The following is a 15,766-nucleotide window of genomic DNA, read 5'->3' as shown; positions in this document are numbered from 1 at the left end:
GTGAGCCGCAAGCCGCTACGCCTAGCCATCCTCGAAGCAACATCGATGCTCGAGGCGGCCGGTGTGCCGAGTCCACGTGTCGATGCAGAACTTCTTGCCGCGCATCTCGTCGGTGTGGAACGTGGCCGTCTCGGTCTTGTTCCCCTCGTCGAACCCGAGCTCGTCGAGGCGTACTTCCGGACCATCGAACAGCGCGCGAAACGTATTCCGCTGCAATACATCACGGGTAAGACCTCGCTGGGCAACATCGACGTGGAAGTGGGCCCGGGCGTCTTCGTGCCGCGTCCGGAAACCGAGCTGCTGTTGGCCTGGGCTCTCGCGTTCCTCGAAAACGTGGACCGCCATCCGCCCGTGATTCTCGACCTCTGCACCGGTTCGGGTGCGCTGGCTCTGGCGATCGCCAACACCCGGCCGGACGCTGTCGTGCATGCCGTCGAGCTGGATCCGTCGGCCTTGGCGTGGGCCAGGCGTAATGCCGATCTGCGCAGCGGTGAGGGCGATACCCCGATCACCCTGCACCACGGCGACGTCACGGCACGCGATGTGTTGATCGAATTGGACGGCGCAGTCGACATGATCGTCGCGAATCCGCCCTACGTCCCGGAAGGGGCACAACTCGATCCCGAAGTGATCGATCACGATCCGCACATGGCTCTGTTCGGGGGTGCTGACGGGCTGTCGGTCATCGAGCCGATGGTCGGCAACATCGCCCGCTGGCTTCGGGTCGGCGGCGGCGTCGCGATCGAGCACGACGACTCCAACGGCGACGGGGTGGCGGCTCTGCTGTCCCGGAGACGGGTGTTCGGCGAGGTCATCGCGCATCCGGACCTGGCAGGCAGACCCAGGTTCGTCGTCGCCACCCGGGCGCACCCTGCCTCGGCCTGACGGCGGGAGCGGCACCTGACATCACTTCGTTACCGCAAGTGGAAGGATGGGCACCGTGAGTACCGTTTACGACTGCAGTGAAGCCGATGCGCGCGCTGCGGGATTGACCGCGGCCCGCGGTGCCCTCAAGTCCGGCCGACTCGTGGTGATGCCCACCGACACCCTGTACGGGATCGCCGCCGATGCCTTCGACGGCAGCGCAGTCACAGACTTGCTGCGCGCCAAGGGTAGGGGACGCGATATGCCCGTGCCTGTGCTCGTCGGCTCGTGGAACACCATCGACGGCTTGGTCCAGAGTGTCCGGCCGCGCACCCGAGATCTGATTCGCGCGTTCTGGCCCGGCGCGTTGAGCATCGTCGTCCAGCAGGCGCCGTCGCTGGCGTGGGATCTGGGTGATGCCCAGGGCACAGTCATGTTGCGTATGCCGCTGCATCCGGTCGCGCTCGAATTGCTGCGTGAGGTCGGCCCGCTCGCGGTGTCCAGCGCCAACATCTCGGGAAGCGCGCCTGCCACCACCGTGACAGAGGCTCGGGAGCAGCTGGGTGGGTCGGCGGCGGTCTATCTCGACGGGGGACCGGCAGATCATGCGGTGGCGTCGACCATCGTGGATCTGACGAGCGACCGCGCGCGAATTCTGCGGGTCGGTGCCATTCCCACCGAAAAGATTGCCGAGGTTCTCGGTGTCACCGCCGAAAGCCTGGTCCCGGGAGCGTCCTGACATGCCCGTCCGTGCTGCATGAACGTCGAGTTGCTGGCTCAGTCGAATCTGGGGGCAGGCGTTCCCATTCGGGAGCTACTGCTGGTCTTTCTCACTGCCGCCGTCGTCACGTTCTTCGCCACCGGTGGAGTCCGAGTGGCGGCGATCAAGTTCGGTGCTGTTGCCATTCCCCGCGATCGTGACGTCCACGTGCAAGCGACCCCGAGGCTCGGGGGAGTGGGCATATATGTGGGCATGCTCGCCGCCCTGCTGTTCGCGTCGCAGCTGCCTGCCCTGGCCCGGGGATTCGACGTGGCCTACAACCGCGACATTCCGGCTGCGCTGGTTGCCGGCTTCGTGATCGTGCTGGTCGGTGTCATCGACGACCGCTGGGGCCTGGACGCCCTGACCAAGTTCGTCGGGCAGGTGACGGCAGCAGGCGTGCTGGTGATCATGGGTGTCAGTTGGGTCGTGCTGTATCAGCCCTGGGGAGGTGAGCCCGGTCAGCCGGGCAGCACCTTGGTTCTCGATCAACTGCAAGCCGGACTCGTGACGGTTCTGATCACCGTCGTGATCGTCAACGCCATGAATTTCGTCGACGGTCTCGACGGGTTGGCGGCCGGTCTCGGTCTCATCTCCTCGGTGGCGATCTGCATCTTTTCGGTGGGGCTGTTGCAGGAGCAGGGCGGCGATGTGGGCGTCTACCCGCCGGCGCTGATCGCGGCAGCGCTGGCCGGTGCATGTCTGGGGTTTCTGCCGCACAACTTCCAACCCGCGCGCATCTTCATGGGTGATTCGGGCTCCATGCTCATCGGGCTGACGCTGGCCACGATCTCGACGAGTGCCTCGGGTCGGATCCCGTTGACGGCATACGGCCCTCGCGATCTGCTCGGCCTGTTGTCGCCACTTCTGCTGGTCGGTGCCGTGATGCTCATCCCGATACTCGATCTGCTGCTGGCCGTCATTCGTCGCACGCGGGCCGGACGAAGCCCTTTCAGTCCGGACAAGATGCATTTGCATCATCGACTCCTGCAAATCGGTCATTCGCATCGACGGGTGGTGCTGGTGATCTACCTGTGGGTCGGTGTGCTCGCCTTCGGGGCGGTCGGATCATCCCTGCTCGATAGGCGCATCGTCGTGCTTCTGGTCGCTGCCGGTCTCGTATTCGCGCTGGTGGTCACCGCTGTGCCTACCTTGCGGGTGGATCGATCGCGTAGGCCGGAACGTCGAAGCGCTCGCCGAGGCGGCTGATCCCATCGGCTGTTCGGGCGGTGCCCCGGTTACTCTCGACAACTGTGACCTTCACTCCGCAGTCCTTGCCCGACCAATTCGCGCCGCTTCGCGCCGCTGTCCGATACGGACTGATCGGCCTGGTGGTGCTGACGGTGGTGAGCGTCGGGATCTCCGTGGCTGCGGCCGGTACGCCCGGCCTGTGGGGATCACTGATCGGTGTGGCCATCGGCGGGGGTTTCGTCATCACGACGGCGCTCTCGGTTTCCCTCACCACCCGTTTTCCGGCCTCGGCCGTCGGAGCCCTGTTGCTCGGTGGCTGGCTGATCAAGATGGTGATCGCGCTGATCGTGCTGGTTGCGCTCAAGGACGCCGAGTTCTACAACCGCTATTCGTTGGGGCTGACGATCCTGGGGGCGCTGGTGGTTGTGCTCGGGGCCGAGGTCTTCGGGGTCGTCAAGACAAAAGTCGCCTACGTCGACAGTGCTCCATCTGCCGACCACCCCGACGACCGGTAGTACGACACGGCGTCGTAATCGGTTAAGCTGAGGCCCGCCTACACAACGTCGTAGTTCTGTTGATAAAGTTTGTATCAAGCGGTGGGCAAGACCGGGACAAAAGAGACTTTTTCCCCGGACTGGACCCCCGCAGGTAGCAGTCAGCGTGAGCTTCCTTACAGTAGGCCCGGAGTCACCGACTTCGGCAACGTAAGGTTCCGCCCTGAGAGTTGCCGAGTCGACGTGAGTCGCCGACACCCGACAGACGCTTGGCCGATGAAGACCGGGCCTCAGCCTCTGACGATTGCGAGCCGATTTTCGTCGACTTGATAGATCGTCATTGTCCGATCGAACCGCAGTCGTCACCCGGCTGCGGCCCGAACACGGGAGAGACCGCTGAGCGTCACCAACCTGGCTGCGGAGTTCCATCCGCCGTCACTATCCGATTTCTTTCCTCCCGCGGTGCTGTTCGAGGGAACCCCGTTCGAGCTCGACCGACTGATGCTCATCCGCATCCTGATGTCGGCGCTGCTGATCGTGTTCATGCTGATCGCGCTGCGCAGCCCCAAGATCGTGCCTCGCGGAATTCAGAACGTCGCCGAGATCGCTCTCGACTTCGTTCGGATCCACGTCGCGGAGGACGTGCTCGGCAAGGAACAGGGACGTCGCTTCCTGCCCGTCATCATGACGGTCTTTTTCACTGTCGTTGCGCTCAATCTCAGTGCGGTCATCCCGTTTCTGAACATCTCCTCGAATGCTCGAGTGGGTATGCCCATCGTGTTGGCCGCGGTCGCGTACGTCGCGTTCATCTATGCCGGCGTGAAAAAATTCGGCGTGGGCAAGTTCGTCAAGGGCACGATCGTCATCCCCGGCATCCCGCCGGCCATGCACGTGTTGCTCATTCCGCTCGAGTTCATCTCGAACTTCGTACTCCGCCCGTTCACGCTGACGGTGCGACTGCTGGCCAATATGATCGCCGGCCACATCATGCTCGTGCTGTTCTTCAGCGCCACGCAGTTCTTTCTCTTCGAGGCCTCCGCGGGCCTGAAGATCTTCGCTGCACCTTCCCTGGTCATGGGCTTCTTGTTCACGCTGTTCGAGATGCTGGTGATCTTCCTGCAGGCATACATCTTCGCGCTGCTGACGGCGATCTACATCGATCTGTCGCTGCACGCCGACTCGCACTGACCGACCAACAGACCGAACTAGCTACACCGCCACCTCCGACACCCGGATGTGGACCGAAGAAAGGGAACGGAAAACCGAATGAGCCTTGAACTTCTGGCCCAGGCGCAGGAAATCACCGCAAAGGGTTACGGAGCCATCGGCTACGGCCTCGCAGCGATCGGTGGTGGCATCGGCCTCGGCCTCGTCGTCGCCAAGAACATGGAAGCCACCGCTCGCCAGCCCGAGCTGGCCGGTCAGCTCCGTACGACCATGTTCCTCGGCATTGCATTCACCGAGTCCCTCGCCCTGATCGGCTTCGTCGCCGGCTTCATTCTCTGAGAGCGCGATGACAAACGCGATAACGTTGCTCGCAGCTGGGGAAGGGGAAGAACTTCCCAACCCGATGCTGCCCGCAACATACGACATCGTTTGGTCGATCGTCTGTGTCGTGATCATCGGCTTCCTGTTCTGGAAGTACGTCGTACCGCGTTTCCAGACGGTTCTCGCCGAGCGTTCCGAGCTCATCGAAGGCGGCATCAAGAAGGCCGAGCAGGCGCAGGCCGAGGCGAAGGCTGCTCTCGAGCAGTACCACGCTCAGCTCGCCGACGCTCGTTCCGAGGCTGCGCAGATCCGCGAGGAAGCGCGTACCCAGGGACAGGCGATTCTCGCCGAGATGAAGGAAAAGGCGCAGGAGGAGAGCGATCGGATCGTGGCCGCAGGCCACAGTCAGCTCGTTGCTCAGCGTCAGCAGATCGTCACCGAACTTCGTGGAGATCTCGGGCGCACGGCCGTCGAACTGGCGGAGAAGGTCATCGGAGAGCAGCTGTCCGACGACGCGAAGCGTTCCAGTTCGATCGATCGCTTCCTCAACGAGCTGGATTCCGTCACCGCGGACTCCGCATCCGGAAAGTGAGTCGAACCATGTACGCAACTTCTCGTGAGTCACTCGCCCGTACGCGGTCGGTTGCCCACGAAGCTCTGGGGTCCGCGTCGGATGGCGAGGCAACAGCTGTCGCTGCTCAGACCGGTGCCGAGTTGTTCGCCGTCGTCGAGACTCTCGACGCGCAGCGCACGTTGCGTACCGCTCTTGCCGACTCGTCGGTCGAGGGCGTTCGGCGAAGCGATCTGGCCGGAGAGGTCTTCTCCGGCCAGGTGTCGAGTGCAACGGCAACGATCGTCAAGGCCGCTGCCGGCGAAAGCTGGTCCAACGCCCGCGACCTGCTGAACTCTCTTGTCGAGTTGGGACGCGAAGCTCTGCTCCGCGCTGCGGCCGATCAGGATCAGCTGGACACGGTCGAGGACGAGTTGTTCCGACTGGGACGCATCGTGGCCGGCAACCCTCAGCTCGAGCAGGCCCTGTCGGATCGCTCGAAGCCGTCGCAGGCCAAGCGCGAACTGCTCGGTCGTCTGCTGTACGGCAAGGTCACGGCAGTCACCGAGGCGCTCGCAGTTCAGGCTGTGACGCGTCCCCGCAAGGCTGCCCCCGCGGATGTTCTGAACGGACTGGCAGATCTGGCCGCCGAACAGCGTGACCGCGCGGTTGCACACGTACGCAGCGCAGCTCCACTGAGCGACAGTCAGCTCGAGAAGCTGACCGCAACCTTGACCCGCACGTACGGCAAGCAGGTCACGGTGCACGTAGAGGTCGATACCGAACTGCTCAGCGGACTTGTCGTTCGTATCGGCGACGAGGTCATCGACGGTAGCGGGGCAGGCCGCCTCGCTGCATTGCGAAAGACGCTCAAATAGTCCGACACGGACACAGTAACGAGAAGAAGCGTCTCGACTTTCGAGACATTTCACACCGCGATCATTCGAAGGAAGAGCAGGAAACACTATGGCGGAGCTGACGATCTCCTCCGACGAGATCCGTAGCGCGATCGATAACTTCACCGCGAGCTACTCACCGGAGTCTTCCCGCGAGGAGGTCGGCACGGTTACGGACACGAGCGACGGAATCGCTCACGTGTCCGGATTGCCGTCGGCGATGTCCAACGAACTCCTGGAATTCCCCGGCGGAGTCCTCGGTGTCGCGCTGAACCTGGATGCCACCGAAATCGGTGCCGTCATCCTCGGTGACTACGAGCACATCGAAGAAGGCCAGGAAGTCAAGCGCACCGGAGACGTGCTGTCGGTCCCCGTGGGCGACGGCTACCTCGGCCGCGTCGTGGACCCCCTGGGCAAGCCCATCGACGGCCTCGGCGACATCGAGTCCTCCGAGACCCGCGCCCTCGAGCTGCAGGCTGCGTCTGTGCTCGAGCGTCAGCCCGTCGAGGAGCCGCTGCAGACCGGTATCAAGGCCATCGACGCCATGACTCCGATCGGCCGTGGCCAGCGCCAGCTCATCATCGGTGACCGCAAGACCGGCAAGACCGCCGTCTGCATCGACGCGATCCTGAACCAGAAGGCCAACTGGGAGAGCGGTGACGAGAAGAAGCAGGTTCGCTGCATCTACGTCGCCATCGGCCAGAAGGGCTCCACGATCGCAGGCGTCAAGGCTGCGCTCGAAGAGCAGGGCGCACTCGAATACACGACCATCGTCGCGGCCCCCGCGTCCGATTCGGCCGGCTTCAAGTGGCTCGCTCCGTACACCGGCTCGGCCATCGGCCAGCACTGGATGTACCAGGGCAAGCACGTCCTCATCGTGTTCGACGATCTGACCAAGCAGGCCGAGGCATACCGCGCCATCTCACTGCTGCTGCGTCGCCCGCCGGGCCGTGAGGCATACCCCGGTGACGTCTTCTACTTGCACTCCCGTCTGCTGGAGCGTTCGGCGAAGCTGTCCGATGAGCTCGGTGGTGGATCGTTGACGGCTCTGCCGATCATCGAGACCAAGGCCAACGACGTCTCGGCGTACATCCCGACCAACGTCATCTCCATCACCGACGGCCAGGTCTTCCTGGAGTCGGACCTGTTCAACAAGGGTGTTCGTCCCGCTATCAACGTGGGTATCTCGGTTTCCCGAGTCGGCGGTGCTGCACAGACCAAGGGCATGAAGAAGGTCTCCGGATCTCTTCGCCTCGAGCTCGCTCAGTTCCGTGAGCTCGAAGCCTTCTCCGCGTTCGCCTCCGATCTCGACGCGGCCTCCAAGGCGCAGCTCGAGCGCGGCGCTCGACTGGTGGAGCTGCTCAAGCAGGATCAGTACGCACCGGTTGCCGTCGAGGACCAGATCGTCTCGATCTGGCTCGCCGGACAGGGCACGTACGACTCCGTCCCGGTCGGCGACGTTCGCCGCTTCGAGACCGAGCTGCTCGAAGATCTGCACCGCAACGCCAGCGGCGTCTACGACAGCATTGCCGGTGGCAAGGCTCTCGACGACGACAACCAGAAGGCACTGACCGAAGCGACCGAGAAGTTCAAGGCCGGTTTCGTCGACTCTGACGGCAATCGCGTCGTCAACGAGGCCGAGGCAGACACTCTGAATGCCGACGAGGTCAGCCAGGAGCAGGTCAACGTCACTCGCAAGACAGTCAGCAAGTAGGCCGGCGATGACAGGTGACAAGACGAGCACAGAAGGGAGCGTGAACAGCTAGATGGCAAGCATTCTCGAGCTTCGCTCCCGCATCAAGTCGGTCAACTCGACGAAGAAGATCACCAAAGCACAAGAGTTGATCGCAACATCGCGAATCACCAAGGCGCAGGCCCGCGTTGCCGCATCGAAGCCGTACGCGGAAGAGATCACCAAGGTGCTCTCCGCATTGGCGAGTGCATCGAGCTCGCTCGATCACCCGTTGCTCAACGAGCGAACCGAGCCCAAGCGTGCCGCAGTTCTGGTCGTGACCAGTGACCGCGGTATGTGCGGTGGTTACAACTCCAACGTCCTCAAGGAATCGGAGGAGCTGTTCCAGCTCCTCCGCTCCGAGGGCAAGGATCCGGTCATCTACGTGCTCGGCGCAAAAGGCCTGGGCTACTACACATTCCGTGAGCGGGACGTGAAGGGGGCCTGGACCGGCTTCTCCCAGGAACCCGGCTACGCCGACGCAGCGAAGGCCAGTAAGCATCTGGTCGAGCTGTTCATGGCGGGCTCGGGCACCGAGGTCGACGCTCCCAACGGTGAAGGCACCGTCGAGGGCGTGGACGAGTTGCACATCGTCTACACCCGCTTCGTGTCGATGCTCACGCAGAAGCCCGAAGTTCGCCGGATGGCACCACTCGAAATCTCGTACACAGACGAGGAATTCGAGATGGGTGCGGACGCATTGACCGACTCGCCGACGGCAGACGTGCAGGCACAGTACGAGTTCGAGCCGGAGGCAGGCACTCTGCTCTCGGCGCTGCTGCCCAAGTACATCAGCACCAGGATCTACGCGTCGTTGCTCGATGCAGCAGCGTCGGAGTCCGCGGCGCGTCGTACCGCCATGAAGGCAGCGACGGACAATGCGAACGAATTGGTCGAGACCCTGAGCCGTCAGGCCAACCAGGCTCGGCAGGCCCAGATCACCCAGGAAATCAGCGAAATCGTCGGTGGCGCCAACGCGTTGGCCGACAGCGCAGGAAGTGACTAAGCAATGACCGCAGCAGTAGCCCAAGAGAACGCGAGCGGAGCGGACACTCAGTCCGGCCGTGTCGTTCGGGTCATCGGCCCCGTTGTGGACGTCGAGTTCCCGCGCGGCTCGATTCCCGCACTGTTCAACGCCCTCAACGCAGAGATCACTCTGCCGACCGTGGCCAAGACCCTGACGCTCGAGGTAGCACAGCACCTCGGCGACAACTTGGTTCGCACCATCTCGATGCAGCCGACCGACGGCCTCGTCCGCGGCACCGCTGTCGTCGACTCGGGCAAGCCGATCTCGGTTCCCGTCGGCGACGTCGTCAAGGGCCACGTATTCAACGCTCTCGGTGACTGCTTGGATACCCCCGGACTCGGCCGTGACGGTGAGCAGTGGGGCATCCACCGCAAGCCCCCAGCCTTCGACCAGCTCGAGGGCAAGACCGAGATCCTCGAGACCGGTATCAAGGTCATCGACCTTCTCACCCCGTACGTCAAGGGCGGCAAGATCGGACTGTTCGGTGGTGCCGGTGTCGGCAAGACCGTGCTGATCCAGGAAATGATCACCCGTATCGCACGTGAGTTCTCGGGCACCTCGGTGTTCGCAGGCGTCGGCGAGCGTACTCGTGAGGGCACCGACCTTCACCTCGAGATGGAAGAGATGGGCGTCCTCCAGGACACCGCCCTCGTCTTCGGCCAGATGGACGAGCCGCCGGGCACGCGTATGCGCGTCGCTCTGTCTGCACTGACCATGGCGGAGTACTTCCGCGATGTGCAGGGCCAGGACGTGTTGCTCTTCATCGACAACATCTTCCGCTTCACACAGGCAGGTTCGGAGGTGTCGACCCTTCTCGGTCGTATGCCGTCGGCCGTCGGTTACCAGCCCACGCTGGCGGACGAGATGGGTGAGCTCCAGGAGCGCATCACCTCGACCCGTGGCCGCTCGATCACCTCGCTGCAGGCGATCTACGTTCCCGCCGACGACTACACCGACCCGGCCCCGGCGACGACGTTCGCGCACCTCGATGCGACGACCGAGCTCTCGCGTCCGATTTCGCAGATGGGTATCTACCCCGCTGTGGACCCGCTGAGCTCCACCTCCCGCATCCTCGAGCCCGGCATCGTCGGCGCGGAGCACTTCCGCGTCGCCAACGAGGTCAAGCGGATTCTGCAGAAGTACAAGGAACTGCAGGACATCATCGCCATCCTCGGTATGGACGAGCTTCAGGAAGAGGACAAGGTTCTGGTCGGCCGCGCACGCCGCCTCCAGAAGTTCCTCGGCCAGAACTTCATCGTTGCCGAGAAGTTCACCGGCGAGGCCGGTTCGGTCGTGTCGCTCTCCGACACCATCGAGGCGTTCGACAAGGTCACCAAGGGTGAGTACGACCACCTTCCCGAGCAGGCCTTCAACAGCTGTGGCGGTCTCGACGATGTCGAGGCAGCCGCGAAGAAGATGGCCGGAAAGTAGACCGACGTGACTTCTTCCGAGAAGAGCGGCATGGAGGTCTCTCTGGTCGCTGTGGAGCAGAAACTCTGGTCCGGCACCGCGACCATCGTTAGTGCTCAGACCACCGAAGGTGAGATCGGCATCATGGCCGGCCACGAGCCTGTCCTCGGCCAGTTGGTCGAGGCGGGCACGGTGTCGATCACGACGACGGACGGCGAAAAGATCGTCGCCGCCGTGCACGGTGGATTTATGTCGGTGACGGGCAAGACGGTGACCGTGCTGGCGGAGTCGGCCGATTTCGCCGACGACATCGATGTGGAAGCGGCACGGTCCGTGGTGGCAGAAAACGGCGACGACCTCGAGGCCATTGCGGTGGCCAAGGGACGTATCCGCGCTGTCGAGCGGTCCTAGGTTCACGAGAAGCCGCGACGAGACCTGCGATGCACACCGGACTGATTGCTCTGATCATTCTGGTAGTGCTGCTCGCAGGGATCGTCGCGGCTTTTGCGTACCGTCTGACGGTTCTTCGCCGCGGAGGTACGGCGGCGATCATGCGGGTGCTTCCGTCCGACGGTGGCACCGGGTGGCGTCACGGCATCATTCGGTACGGCGACAACACGCTCGTGTTCTTCAAGCTTTCCAGTCTGCGACCCGGCCCCGATTATCGCCTGGGCAGGCAGGACATCCACGTGGGGGACCGGCGGACCCCGCGAGACACCGAGTTCGACATCATGACTCCGGACATCGCAGTCCTGGGGCTGTCGGACAGCGGCAAGAACTACGAAATGGCCTTGGACAGAAGTGCGTTGACCGCTTTCCTGTCTTGGGTGGAATCTCGCCCATCGGGGCGCTCGCGTCGCCGTCGACCGGCTGCGTGATCAGTTCTCGTCGGTAGCGGGTTCGTTGGATGTCCGACTCGACCCCGGCACCCACTGAACGTCGCCCTCGGGATTGGCGTACCGACTCAGAATGAACAACAGGTCCGAGAGCCGATTGAGGTACTTTGCCGGGAGCGCACTGGTCGACTCGGGGCTTGCGTGAACCGCAGCCCAGGCCGATCGTTCAGCGCGCCGGGCTACTGTCCGCGACACGTGCAGCAGTGCACCCAGTGGTGTTCCGCCCGGCAGGATGAACGACGTGAGTGCAGGCAGATCGTTGTTGAATTCGTCGCACCAGCGTTCGAGGCGGTCGATGTAGCTCTGGTCGATGCGTAGCGGCGGATACTCCGGATTCTCTACGACCGGCGTCGAGAGGTCGGCCCCCGCGTCGAACAGGTCGCTCTGGATGGTGCGTATGACCGTGTGTACCGATTCGGACGGGTTGCCCAGTGCCAGAACTACTCCGAGGCTCGCATTGGTCTCGTCGCAGTCCGCGTACGCGATCAGGCGTTCGTCGTTCTTGGAGACCCTCGAGAAATCGCTCAATCCCGTGGTCCCGTCGTCGCCGGTCCGGGTGTAGATACGAGTGAGGTGAACGGCCATGCGGCTACGGTACCGCGCGGGTGTCGGTCGGTACCGCTGGCTACGCTGTCGAAGTGAGCGAACGTTTCTTGGTCAACGGTGGTAACCGCCTCGTCGGTGAGGTGGCGGTCGGCGGCGCGAAGAACAGCGTCCTCAAACTGATGGCTGCCGCGCTCCTTGCCGAAGGCACCAGCACGATCACCAATTGCCCTGACATCTTGGATGTGCCGTTGATGGCAGAAGTGCTGCGTGGGCTCGGCTGTGAGGTCGACCTAGAGGGTTCGGTCGTTCACATCACCACCCCGGCCATGCCCAAATATCACGCCGATTTTGCTGCAGTTCGTCAGTTCCGCGCATCGGTCTGCGTTCTGGGCCCGCTGGTGGCGCGATGCAAAAGGGCTGTCGTAGCCCTGCCGGGCGGTGACGCTATCGGTTCACGACCCCTCGACATGCACCAGTCCGGTCTGCAGTTGCTGGGAGCACGCAGCGAAATTCAGCACGGATGCGTCGTGGCCGAAGCCGATGAGTTGCGCGGCGCGAATATCAGGTTGGCTTTCCCGTCCGTGGGAGCGACGGAGAACATCTTGATGGCGGCCGTGCTGGCCACCGGTGAGACCGTGATCGACAACGCGGCACGAGAACCGGACATTGTCGATGTGTGCAACATGCTCAACGAGATGGGTGCCGACGTCCGGGGCGCTGGCACGTCGACCCTCACCATCCGCGGAGTCAGCGCGCTGAAGCCGACTACTCATCGGGTCATCGGCGACCGGATCGTGGCTGCCACGTGGGGGATTGCCGCTGCGATGACTCGAGGGGATGTCCGAGTGCGGGGGGTCAACCCCAAGCACTTGTCGCTCGTTCTGGACAAGCTGCGGTCTGCCGGTGCCGAGGTGACCAGCGAGCCGGACGGCTTCCGCGTCGTTCAGCACGAACGGCCACGAGCGGTGAACTTTGCGACGTTGCCGTATCCCGGGTTTCCTACTGACCTACAACCGATGGCTATCGGCCTCGCAACCGTCGCCGACGGGACGTCGATGATCACCGAGAACGTATTCGAGGCGCGCTTCCGGTTCGTCGAGGAAATGATCCGACTGGGCGCTGACGCCCGTACCGATGGCCACCATGCTGTGGTGCGCGGTGTGCCGCAGCTCTCCAGTGCACCGGTGTGGTCGTCCGACATTCGGGCGGGGGCCGGGCTGGTGCTCGCCGGTCTGGTCGCCGACGGAACGACCGAGGTGCACGACGTGTTCCACATCGACAGGGGCTATCCACGATTCGTGGAAAATCTGACTGCTCTCGGAGGGAGTATCGAGCGGGTCAGCTGACCAGCCTTCGTTCGAGAGCGTCGACCAGCACATGGAGGGCACGATCGAATCGATCGTCCGCCACCGAGCCGTAGCCGACGACGATCCCACCCTCGGCGGTCGGCGACCGCGTCGAGTGCTCGAGGGTGGGCAGGTCGACCCCGTTCGCCGCACAGTCGGCCGCGACGTGGCGCGCCACCTCGGTGTCGAGCACGAGAACTGTATGCAGCCCGGCACCGACACCCCGAAGCTCGCCGAAGCGAGAGAGCGTGGCGGCAACGACGCGGTCACGTGCCCGATAGATCCGACGCGCGGTGCGTACGGATCGATCCCATTCGCCGTCGCGTAGCAGTGAGCTCATTGCGTGCTGGATGGGAACCGATGGGTAGTCACCGATTGCGCGACGCGTCTCGGTGATGCGCTCGACCATCGACGGGGGAGCCACCATCCATCCGAGTCGCACGCCGGCCCCCAACGTCTTCGATACGGTTCCCAGGTAGACGGCGCGGTCCGGAACGAGCTCGGTGACTGTGGGCAAAGGTGCTATGCCGTAACGGAATTCGGAATCGTAGTCGTCTTCGATGATGGCCGATCCGGTACTTCGTGCCCAGTCCGCCAGGGCACGCCTGCGACCGATGGGCATGAGCCCGCCGGTGGGGTATTGGTGTGAGGGGGTGACATAGACGGCAGGGGTCCTCGGAGGTACAGATTCGAGATCTTCGATCACAAGGCCCTCACGGTCGACGGGGACATCGTGAACGGACCACCCGCGGTGCGTCGCGAGCGCGGCGGCAGATCGGTATCCCGGATTCTCCAGTGCGAGAACATGTTCGACGCCAACGTTCGCCGAGAGCGCACCCAGAACCAAGTCGAGACCGTGAATGCTTCCCGTGGTGACGACGATCGAATCCGCGGTGGTGTGCAGTCCGCGTGCACGGCCCAGCAGATCCGCGATGCGTGTTCTCAGGTCGAGCAGGCCCGCCGGATCGGGGTAGTCGCCGGGCGGGGGCGATGTGCCGACATCTCGCCAGGCTCGCTTCCACGCTTCGGACGCGCGAGGGGGAGTCCACGGTATTCCGGGTCGGAGCGAAATGCGCTGAGCAACGGGTGGGTGTTCTTGTGCTCGGCGCGGGCTGCGGTGCGATCGGACAGCATGCGGAACATCTCGGACGTAGTTGCCAGATCCGCGACGCGCGTCGAGCCATCCTTCGGCCACGAGCTGCTCGTACGCCTTCTCCACCACCGCGCGAGCCAAGCCCACTTCGGCGGAAAGCGCTCTGGTATTGGGCAATCGGGCGCCCGGCGCAAGCACGCCGCGATCGATGGCCGCGCGGATACCGTCGGCTACCTGAACGGGCAACGTACGACGGTCGGCGCGATCGACCGTGATCGACAGCGAATTGGGCGGCAAAGTCATCGTGCGTCAACTGTCCAATGCGGTAAGTGGCCTAGCAAAGTTACTGTCTATTGGATCATGACAGTGAGCCAACCAGGCGGGATCCTGTATTCATGACGACCCATGAAGCCTTCCTGTCCCCGACGCCCAGAACAACGGTGATCCGTGGTCGGCAGCGCGCTCGAGCAGAGCGATCGGCACTTCTGGACGTTCTCCGCTCGGCTCGCCTCTGCCATCTGGGCGTAATAGTGGAGAACGTGCCGCGTGTGCTTCCGACCGTGTTCGGCGTGGATCCGGACGGCCCGGACAGGGCCGGAACCCTGTATCTGCACGGATCGGTCGCCTCCCGGAGCCTGATCGAGGCTCCGGAGCAGGACATCTGCGTGACGGTCACCGTCGTCGACGGGTTGGTCCTGGCTCGATCCGCGTTCCACCACTCGATGAACTATCGAAGTGCGGTCGTCGTTGGGCGGCCGCGTCGAGTGGAGGACGAGGAGGAGCGGATCCGCGCTTTGGACGCAATAGTCGATCAGGTAGTCCCGGGTAGGAGCTCGCACCTGCGTGCGCATACGAGGAAAGAACTTGCAGCGACCAGCGTGCTGGCGCTTCCGCTGTACGAGGCATCGGTGAAGGCACGTGCCGGCGGACCGGTCGACGACGACTCCGACATTGCCGCCGGGGGAGTGTGGGCGGGTGTTGTGCCCGTCGGTGAAAGCGTCGGGAGTGCAGAACGTGCCGATGACGTGGAACCGCACCTTGTAGAGCCGGAGCATGTAGTCGCGTTGTCTCGCTCCTGAAACCCGTTTCGCCAGAACTTCCCGCAGATATGGCTGGCGTCACACGACAGGATATGTCCGCCGAACGGAGCAGACGGGAACGCGCATGCGCTCGGACCTGCACAGATGCCCGCAATAGCTCGATTCACCTGCCGATTTGCGCGTGTGGGGTTGGTGGCGTAACTTTTGTCGGGTCAGAGCGACGGACACCGACCCGGTCTTCACGGACAGGGATACGAGGTTGGACGTGTGGCTCGGCAGGTTGTATCCCCCAAGAGTCGGGCCTTGTGTCCGAGACCAAGCTGGGATAAGCTGGAACAGTTGCCCTGGAGGCCTTCGGACTGTGTGTTCGTGGAGCTTGAGTGTGTGCGTGTTCTTTGAGAACTCAACAGTGTGTCGATGAATGTCAGTGCCG

The 15,766-nt window shown here is 63.5% G+C and carries 17 protein-coding genes; 15 read left to right on the top strand and 2 right to left on the bottom strand.

Annotated elements, in window-relative coordinates:
• The 13 genes from prmC to QM797_RS22805 all read left to right on the top strand — a co-directional run bounded on the left by prmC (position 1) and on the right by QM797_RS22805 (position 11,290).
• The gene (gene prmC, locus QM797_RS22865) at positions 1-885 is read left to right on the top strand and encodes a peptide chain release factor N(5)-glutamine methyltransferase (protein WP_283277947.1); all 885 of its coding nucleotides are present in this window, start codon (positions 1-3) and stop codon (positions 883-885) included.
• A 55-nt stretch (positions 886-940) separates the two neighbouring features.
• Entirely contained in the window at positions 941-1,603 is a 663-nt protein-coding gene (locus QM797_RS22860) for an L-threonylcarbamoyladenylate synthase (protein ID WP_283277946.1), read from the top strand.
• An 18-nt stretch (positions 1,604-1,621) separates the two neighbouring features.
• A complete protein-coding gene (locus tag QM797_RS22855) occupies positions 1,622-2,833 on the top strand; it encodes a glycosyltransferase family 4 protein (RefSeq protein WP_283277945.1) in 1,212 nt (403 codons plus the stop codon).
• 44 nt (positions 2,834-2,877) lie between these two features.
• Positions 2,878-3,330 (top strand): Cg1360 family ATP-synthase-associated protein, encoded by a 453-nt coding sequence (locus tag QM797_RS22850; protein WP_283277944.1) that lies wholly within the window; start codon positions 2,878-2,880, stop codon positions 3,328-3,330.
• 390 nt (positions 3,331-3,720) lie between these two features.
• A complete protein-coding gene (gene atpB, locus QM797_RS22845) occupies positions 3,721-4,497 on the top strand; it encodes a F0F1 ATP synthase subunit A (protein ID WP_283278011.1) in 777 nt (258 codons plus the stop codon).
• A 78-nt stretch (positions 4,498-4,575) separates the two neighbouring features.
• A complete protein-coding gene (locus QM797_RS22840; RefSeq protein ID WP_283277943.1) occupies positions 4,576-4,815 on the top strand; it encodes an ATP synthase F0 subunit C in 240 nt (79 codons plus the stop codon).
• 7 nt (positions 4,816-4,822) lie between these two features.
• Entirely contained in the window at positions 4,823-5,389 is a 567-nt protein-coding gene (locus tag QM797_RS22835; protein WP_283277942.1) for a F0F1 ATP synthase subunit B, read from the top strand.
• Between the two features lie 8 nt (positions 5,390-5,397).
• Positions 5,398-6,225: a F0F1 ATP synthase subunit delta gene (locus QM797_RS22830; RefSeq protein ID WP_032378885.1), complete on the top strand. Its 828-nt coding sequence runs from the start codon at positions 5,398-5,400 to the stop codon at positions 6,223-6,225.
• Between the two features lie 88 nt (positions 6,226-6,313).
• A complete protein-coding gene (gene atpA / locus QM797_RS22825; protein ID WP_032378884.1) occupies positions 6,314-7,957 on the top strand; it encodes a F0F1 ATP synthase subunit alpha in 1,644 nt (547 codons plus the stop codon).
• 52 nt (positions 7,958-8,009) lie between these two features.
• Positions 8,010-8,981, top strand: coding sequence for a F0F1 ATP synthase subunit gamma (locus QM797_RS22820; protein ID WP_283277941.1), 972 nt, complete (start codon positions 8,010-8,012; stop codon positions 8,979-8,981).
• A 3-nt stretch (positions 8,982-8,984) separates the two neighbouring features.
• Positions 8,985-10,433: a F0F1 ATP synthase subunit beta gene (atpD, locus tag QM797_RS22815; RefSeq protein ID WP_027497899.1), complete on the top strand. Its 1,449-nt coding sequence runs from the start codon at positions 8,985-8,987 to the stop codon at positions 10,431-10,433.
• 30 nt (positions 10,434-10,463) lie between these two features.
• Positions 10,464-10,823 carry a F0F1 ATP synthase subunit epsilon gene (locus tag QM797_RS22810; RefSeq protein ID WP_283278010.1) on the top strand — a complete coding sequence of 120 codons (360 nt, stop codon included), beginning with the start codon at positions 10,464-10,466 and terminating at the stop codon, positions 10,821-10,823.
• Between the two features lie 29 nt (positions 10,824-10,852).
• A complete protein-coding gene (locus tag QM797_RS22805) occupies positions 10,853-11,290 on the top strand; it encodes a DUF2550 domain-containing protein (protein ID WP_283277940.1) in 438 nt (145 codons plus the stop codon).
• Here QM797_RS22805 and QM797_RS22800 read toward each other — a convergent pair whose 3' ends face one another.
• Positions 11,291-11,893: a cob(I)yrinic acid a,c-diamide adenosyltransferase gene (locus QM797_RS22800; protein WP_283277939.1), complete on the bottom strand. Its 603-nt coding sequence runs from the start codon at positions 11,891-11,893 to the stop codon at positions 11,291-11,293. It lies immediately after the preceding gene.
• A gap of 53 nt (positions 11,894-11,946) precedes the next feature.
• On the opposite strand from QM797_RS22800, the gene murA reads away from it, so the two are divergent.
• Positions 11,947-13,200 carry a UDP-N-acetylglucosamine 1-carboxyvinyltransferase gene (gene murA, locus QM797_RS22795; protein ID WP_269608516.1) on the top strand — a complete coding sequence of 418 codons (1,254 nt, stop codon included), beginning with the start codon at positions 11,947-11,949 and terminating at the stop codon, positions 13,198-13,200.
• Here murA and pdxR read toward each other — a convergent pair.
• Positions 13,193-14,596: a MocR-like pyridoxine biosynthesis transcription factor PdxR gene (gene pdxR / locus QM797_RS22790; protein WP_283277938.1), complete on the bottom strand. Its 1,404-nt coding sequence runs from the start codon at positions 14,594-14,596 to the stop codon at positions 13,193-13,195. The two genes, murA and pdxR, sit on opposite strands and share 8 nt — an antisense overlap.
• A gap of 92 nt (positions 14,597-14,688) precedes the next feature.
• Here pdxR and QM797_RS22785 point away from each other — a divergent pair, with 92 nt between their 5' ends.
• On the top strand, positions 14,689-15,372 hold the full coding sequence (locus QM797_RS22785) for a pyridoxamine 5'-phosphate oxidase family protein (protein WP_283277937.1): 684 nt from the start codon (positions 14,689-14,691) through the stop codon (positions 15,370-15,372).
• The last annotated feature ends 394 nt before the right edge of the window (positions 15,373-15,766 follow it).

Source organism: Rhodococcus sp. IEGM 1381 (assembly GCF_030056795.1).
Lineage (GTDB): Bacteria > Actinomycetota > Actinomycetes > Mycobacteriales > Mycobacteriaceae > Rhodococcoides.
Note: the sequence above shows the minus strand (reverse complement) of the source record. Positions and strands in the feature narration are given on the sequence as shown.

What these genes read in the sequence shown, in the direction of transcription:
- QM797_RS22855 (WP_283277945.1), top strand. Translation starts at nt 1,622, where the DNA reads ATGAACGTCGAGTTGCTGGCTCAGTCGAATCTGGGGGCAGGCGTTCCC.
- QM797_RS22840 (WP_283277943.1), top strand. Translation starts at nt 4,576, where the DNA reads ATGAGCCTTGAACTTCTGGCCCAGGCGCAGGAAATCACCGCAAAGGGT.
- QM797_RS22835 (WP_283277942.1), top strand. Translation starts at nt 4,823, where the DNA reads ATGACAAACGCGATAACGTTGCTCGCAGCTGGGGAAGGGGAAGAACTT.
- QM797_RS22830 (WP_032378885.1), top strand. Translation starts at nt 5,398, where the DNA reads ATGTACGCAACTTCTCGTGAGTCACTCGCCCGTACGCGGTCGGTTGCC.
- atpA (WP_032378884.1), top strand. Translation starts at nt 6,314, where the DNA reads ATGGCGGAGCTGACGATCTCCTCCGACGAGATCCGTAGCGCGATCGAT.
- QM797_RS22820 (WP_283277941.1), top strand. Translation starts at nt 8,010, where the DNA reads ATGGCAAGCATTCTCGAGCTTCGCTCCCGCATCAAGTCGGTCAACTCG.
- atpD (WP_027497899.1), top strand. Translation starts at nt 8,985, where the DNA reads ATGACCGCAGCAGTAGCCCAAGAGAACGCGAGCGGAGCGGACACTCAG.
- QM797_RS22810 (WP_283278010.1), top strand. Translation starts at nt 10,464, where the DNA reads ATGGAGGTCTCTCTGGTCGCTGTGGAGCAGAAACTCTGGTCCGGCACC.
- QM797_RS22805 (WP_283277940.1), top strand. Translation starts at nt 10,853, where the DNA reads ATGCACACCGGACTGATTGCTCTGATCATTCTGGTAGTGCTGCTCGCA.
- QM797_RS22800 (WP_283277939.1), bottom strand. Translation starts at nt 11,893, where the DNA reads ATGGCCGTTCACCTCACTCGTATCTACACCCGGACCGGCGACGACGGG.
- pdxR (WP_283277938.1), bottom strand. Translation starts at nt 14,596, where the DNA reads ATGACTTTGCCGCCCAATTCGCTGTCGATCACGGTCGATCGCGCCGAC.
- QM797_RS22785 (WP_283277937.1), top strand. Translation starts at nt 14,689, where the DNA reads ATGACGACCCATGAAGCCTTCCTGTCCCCGACGCCCAGAACAACGGTG.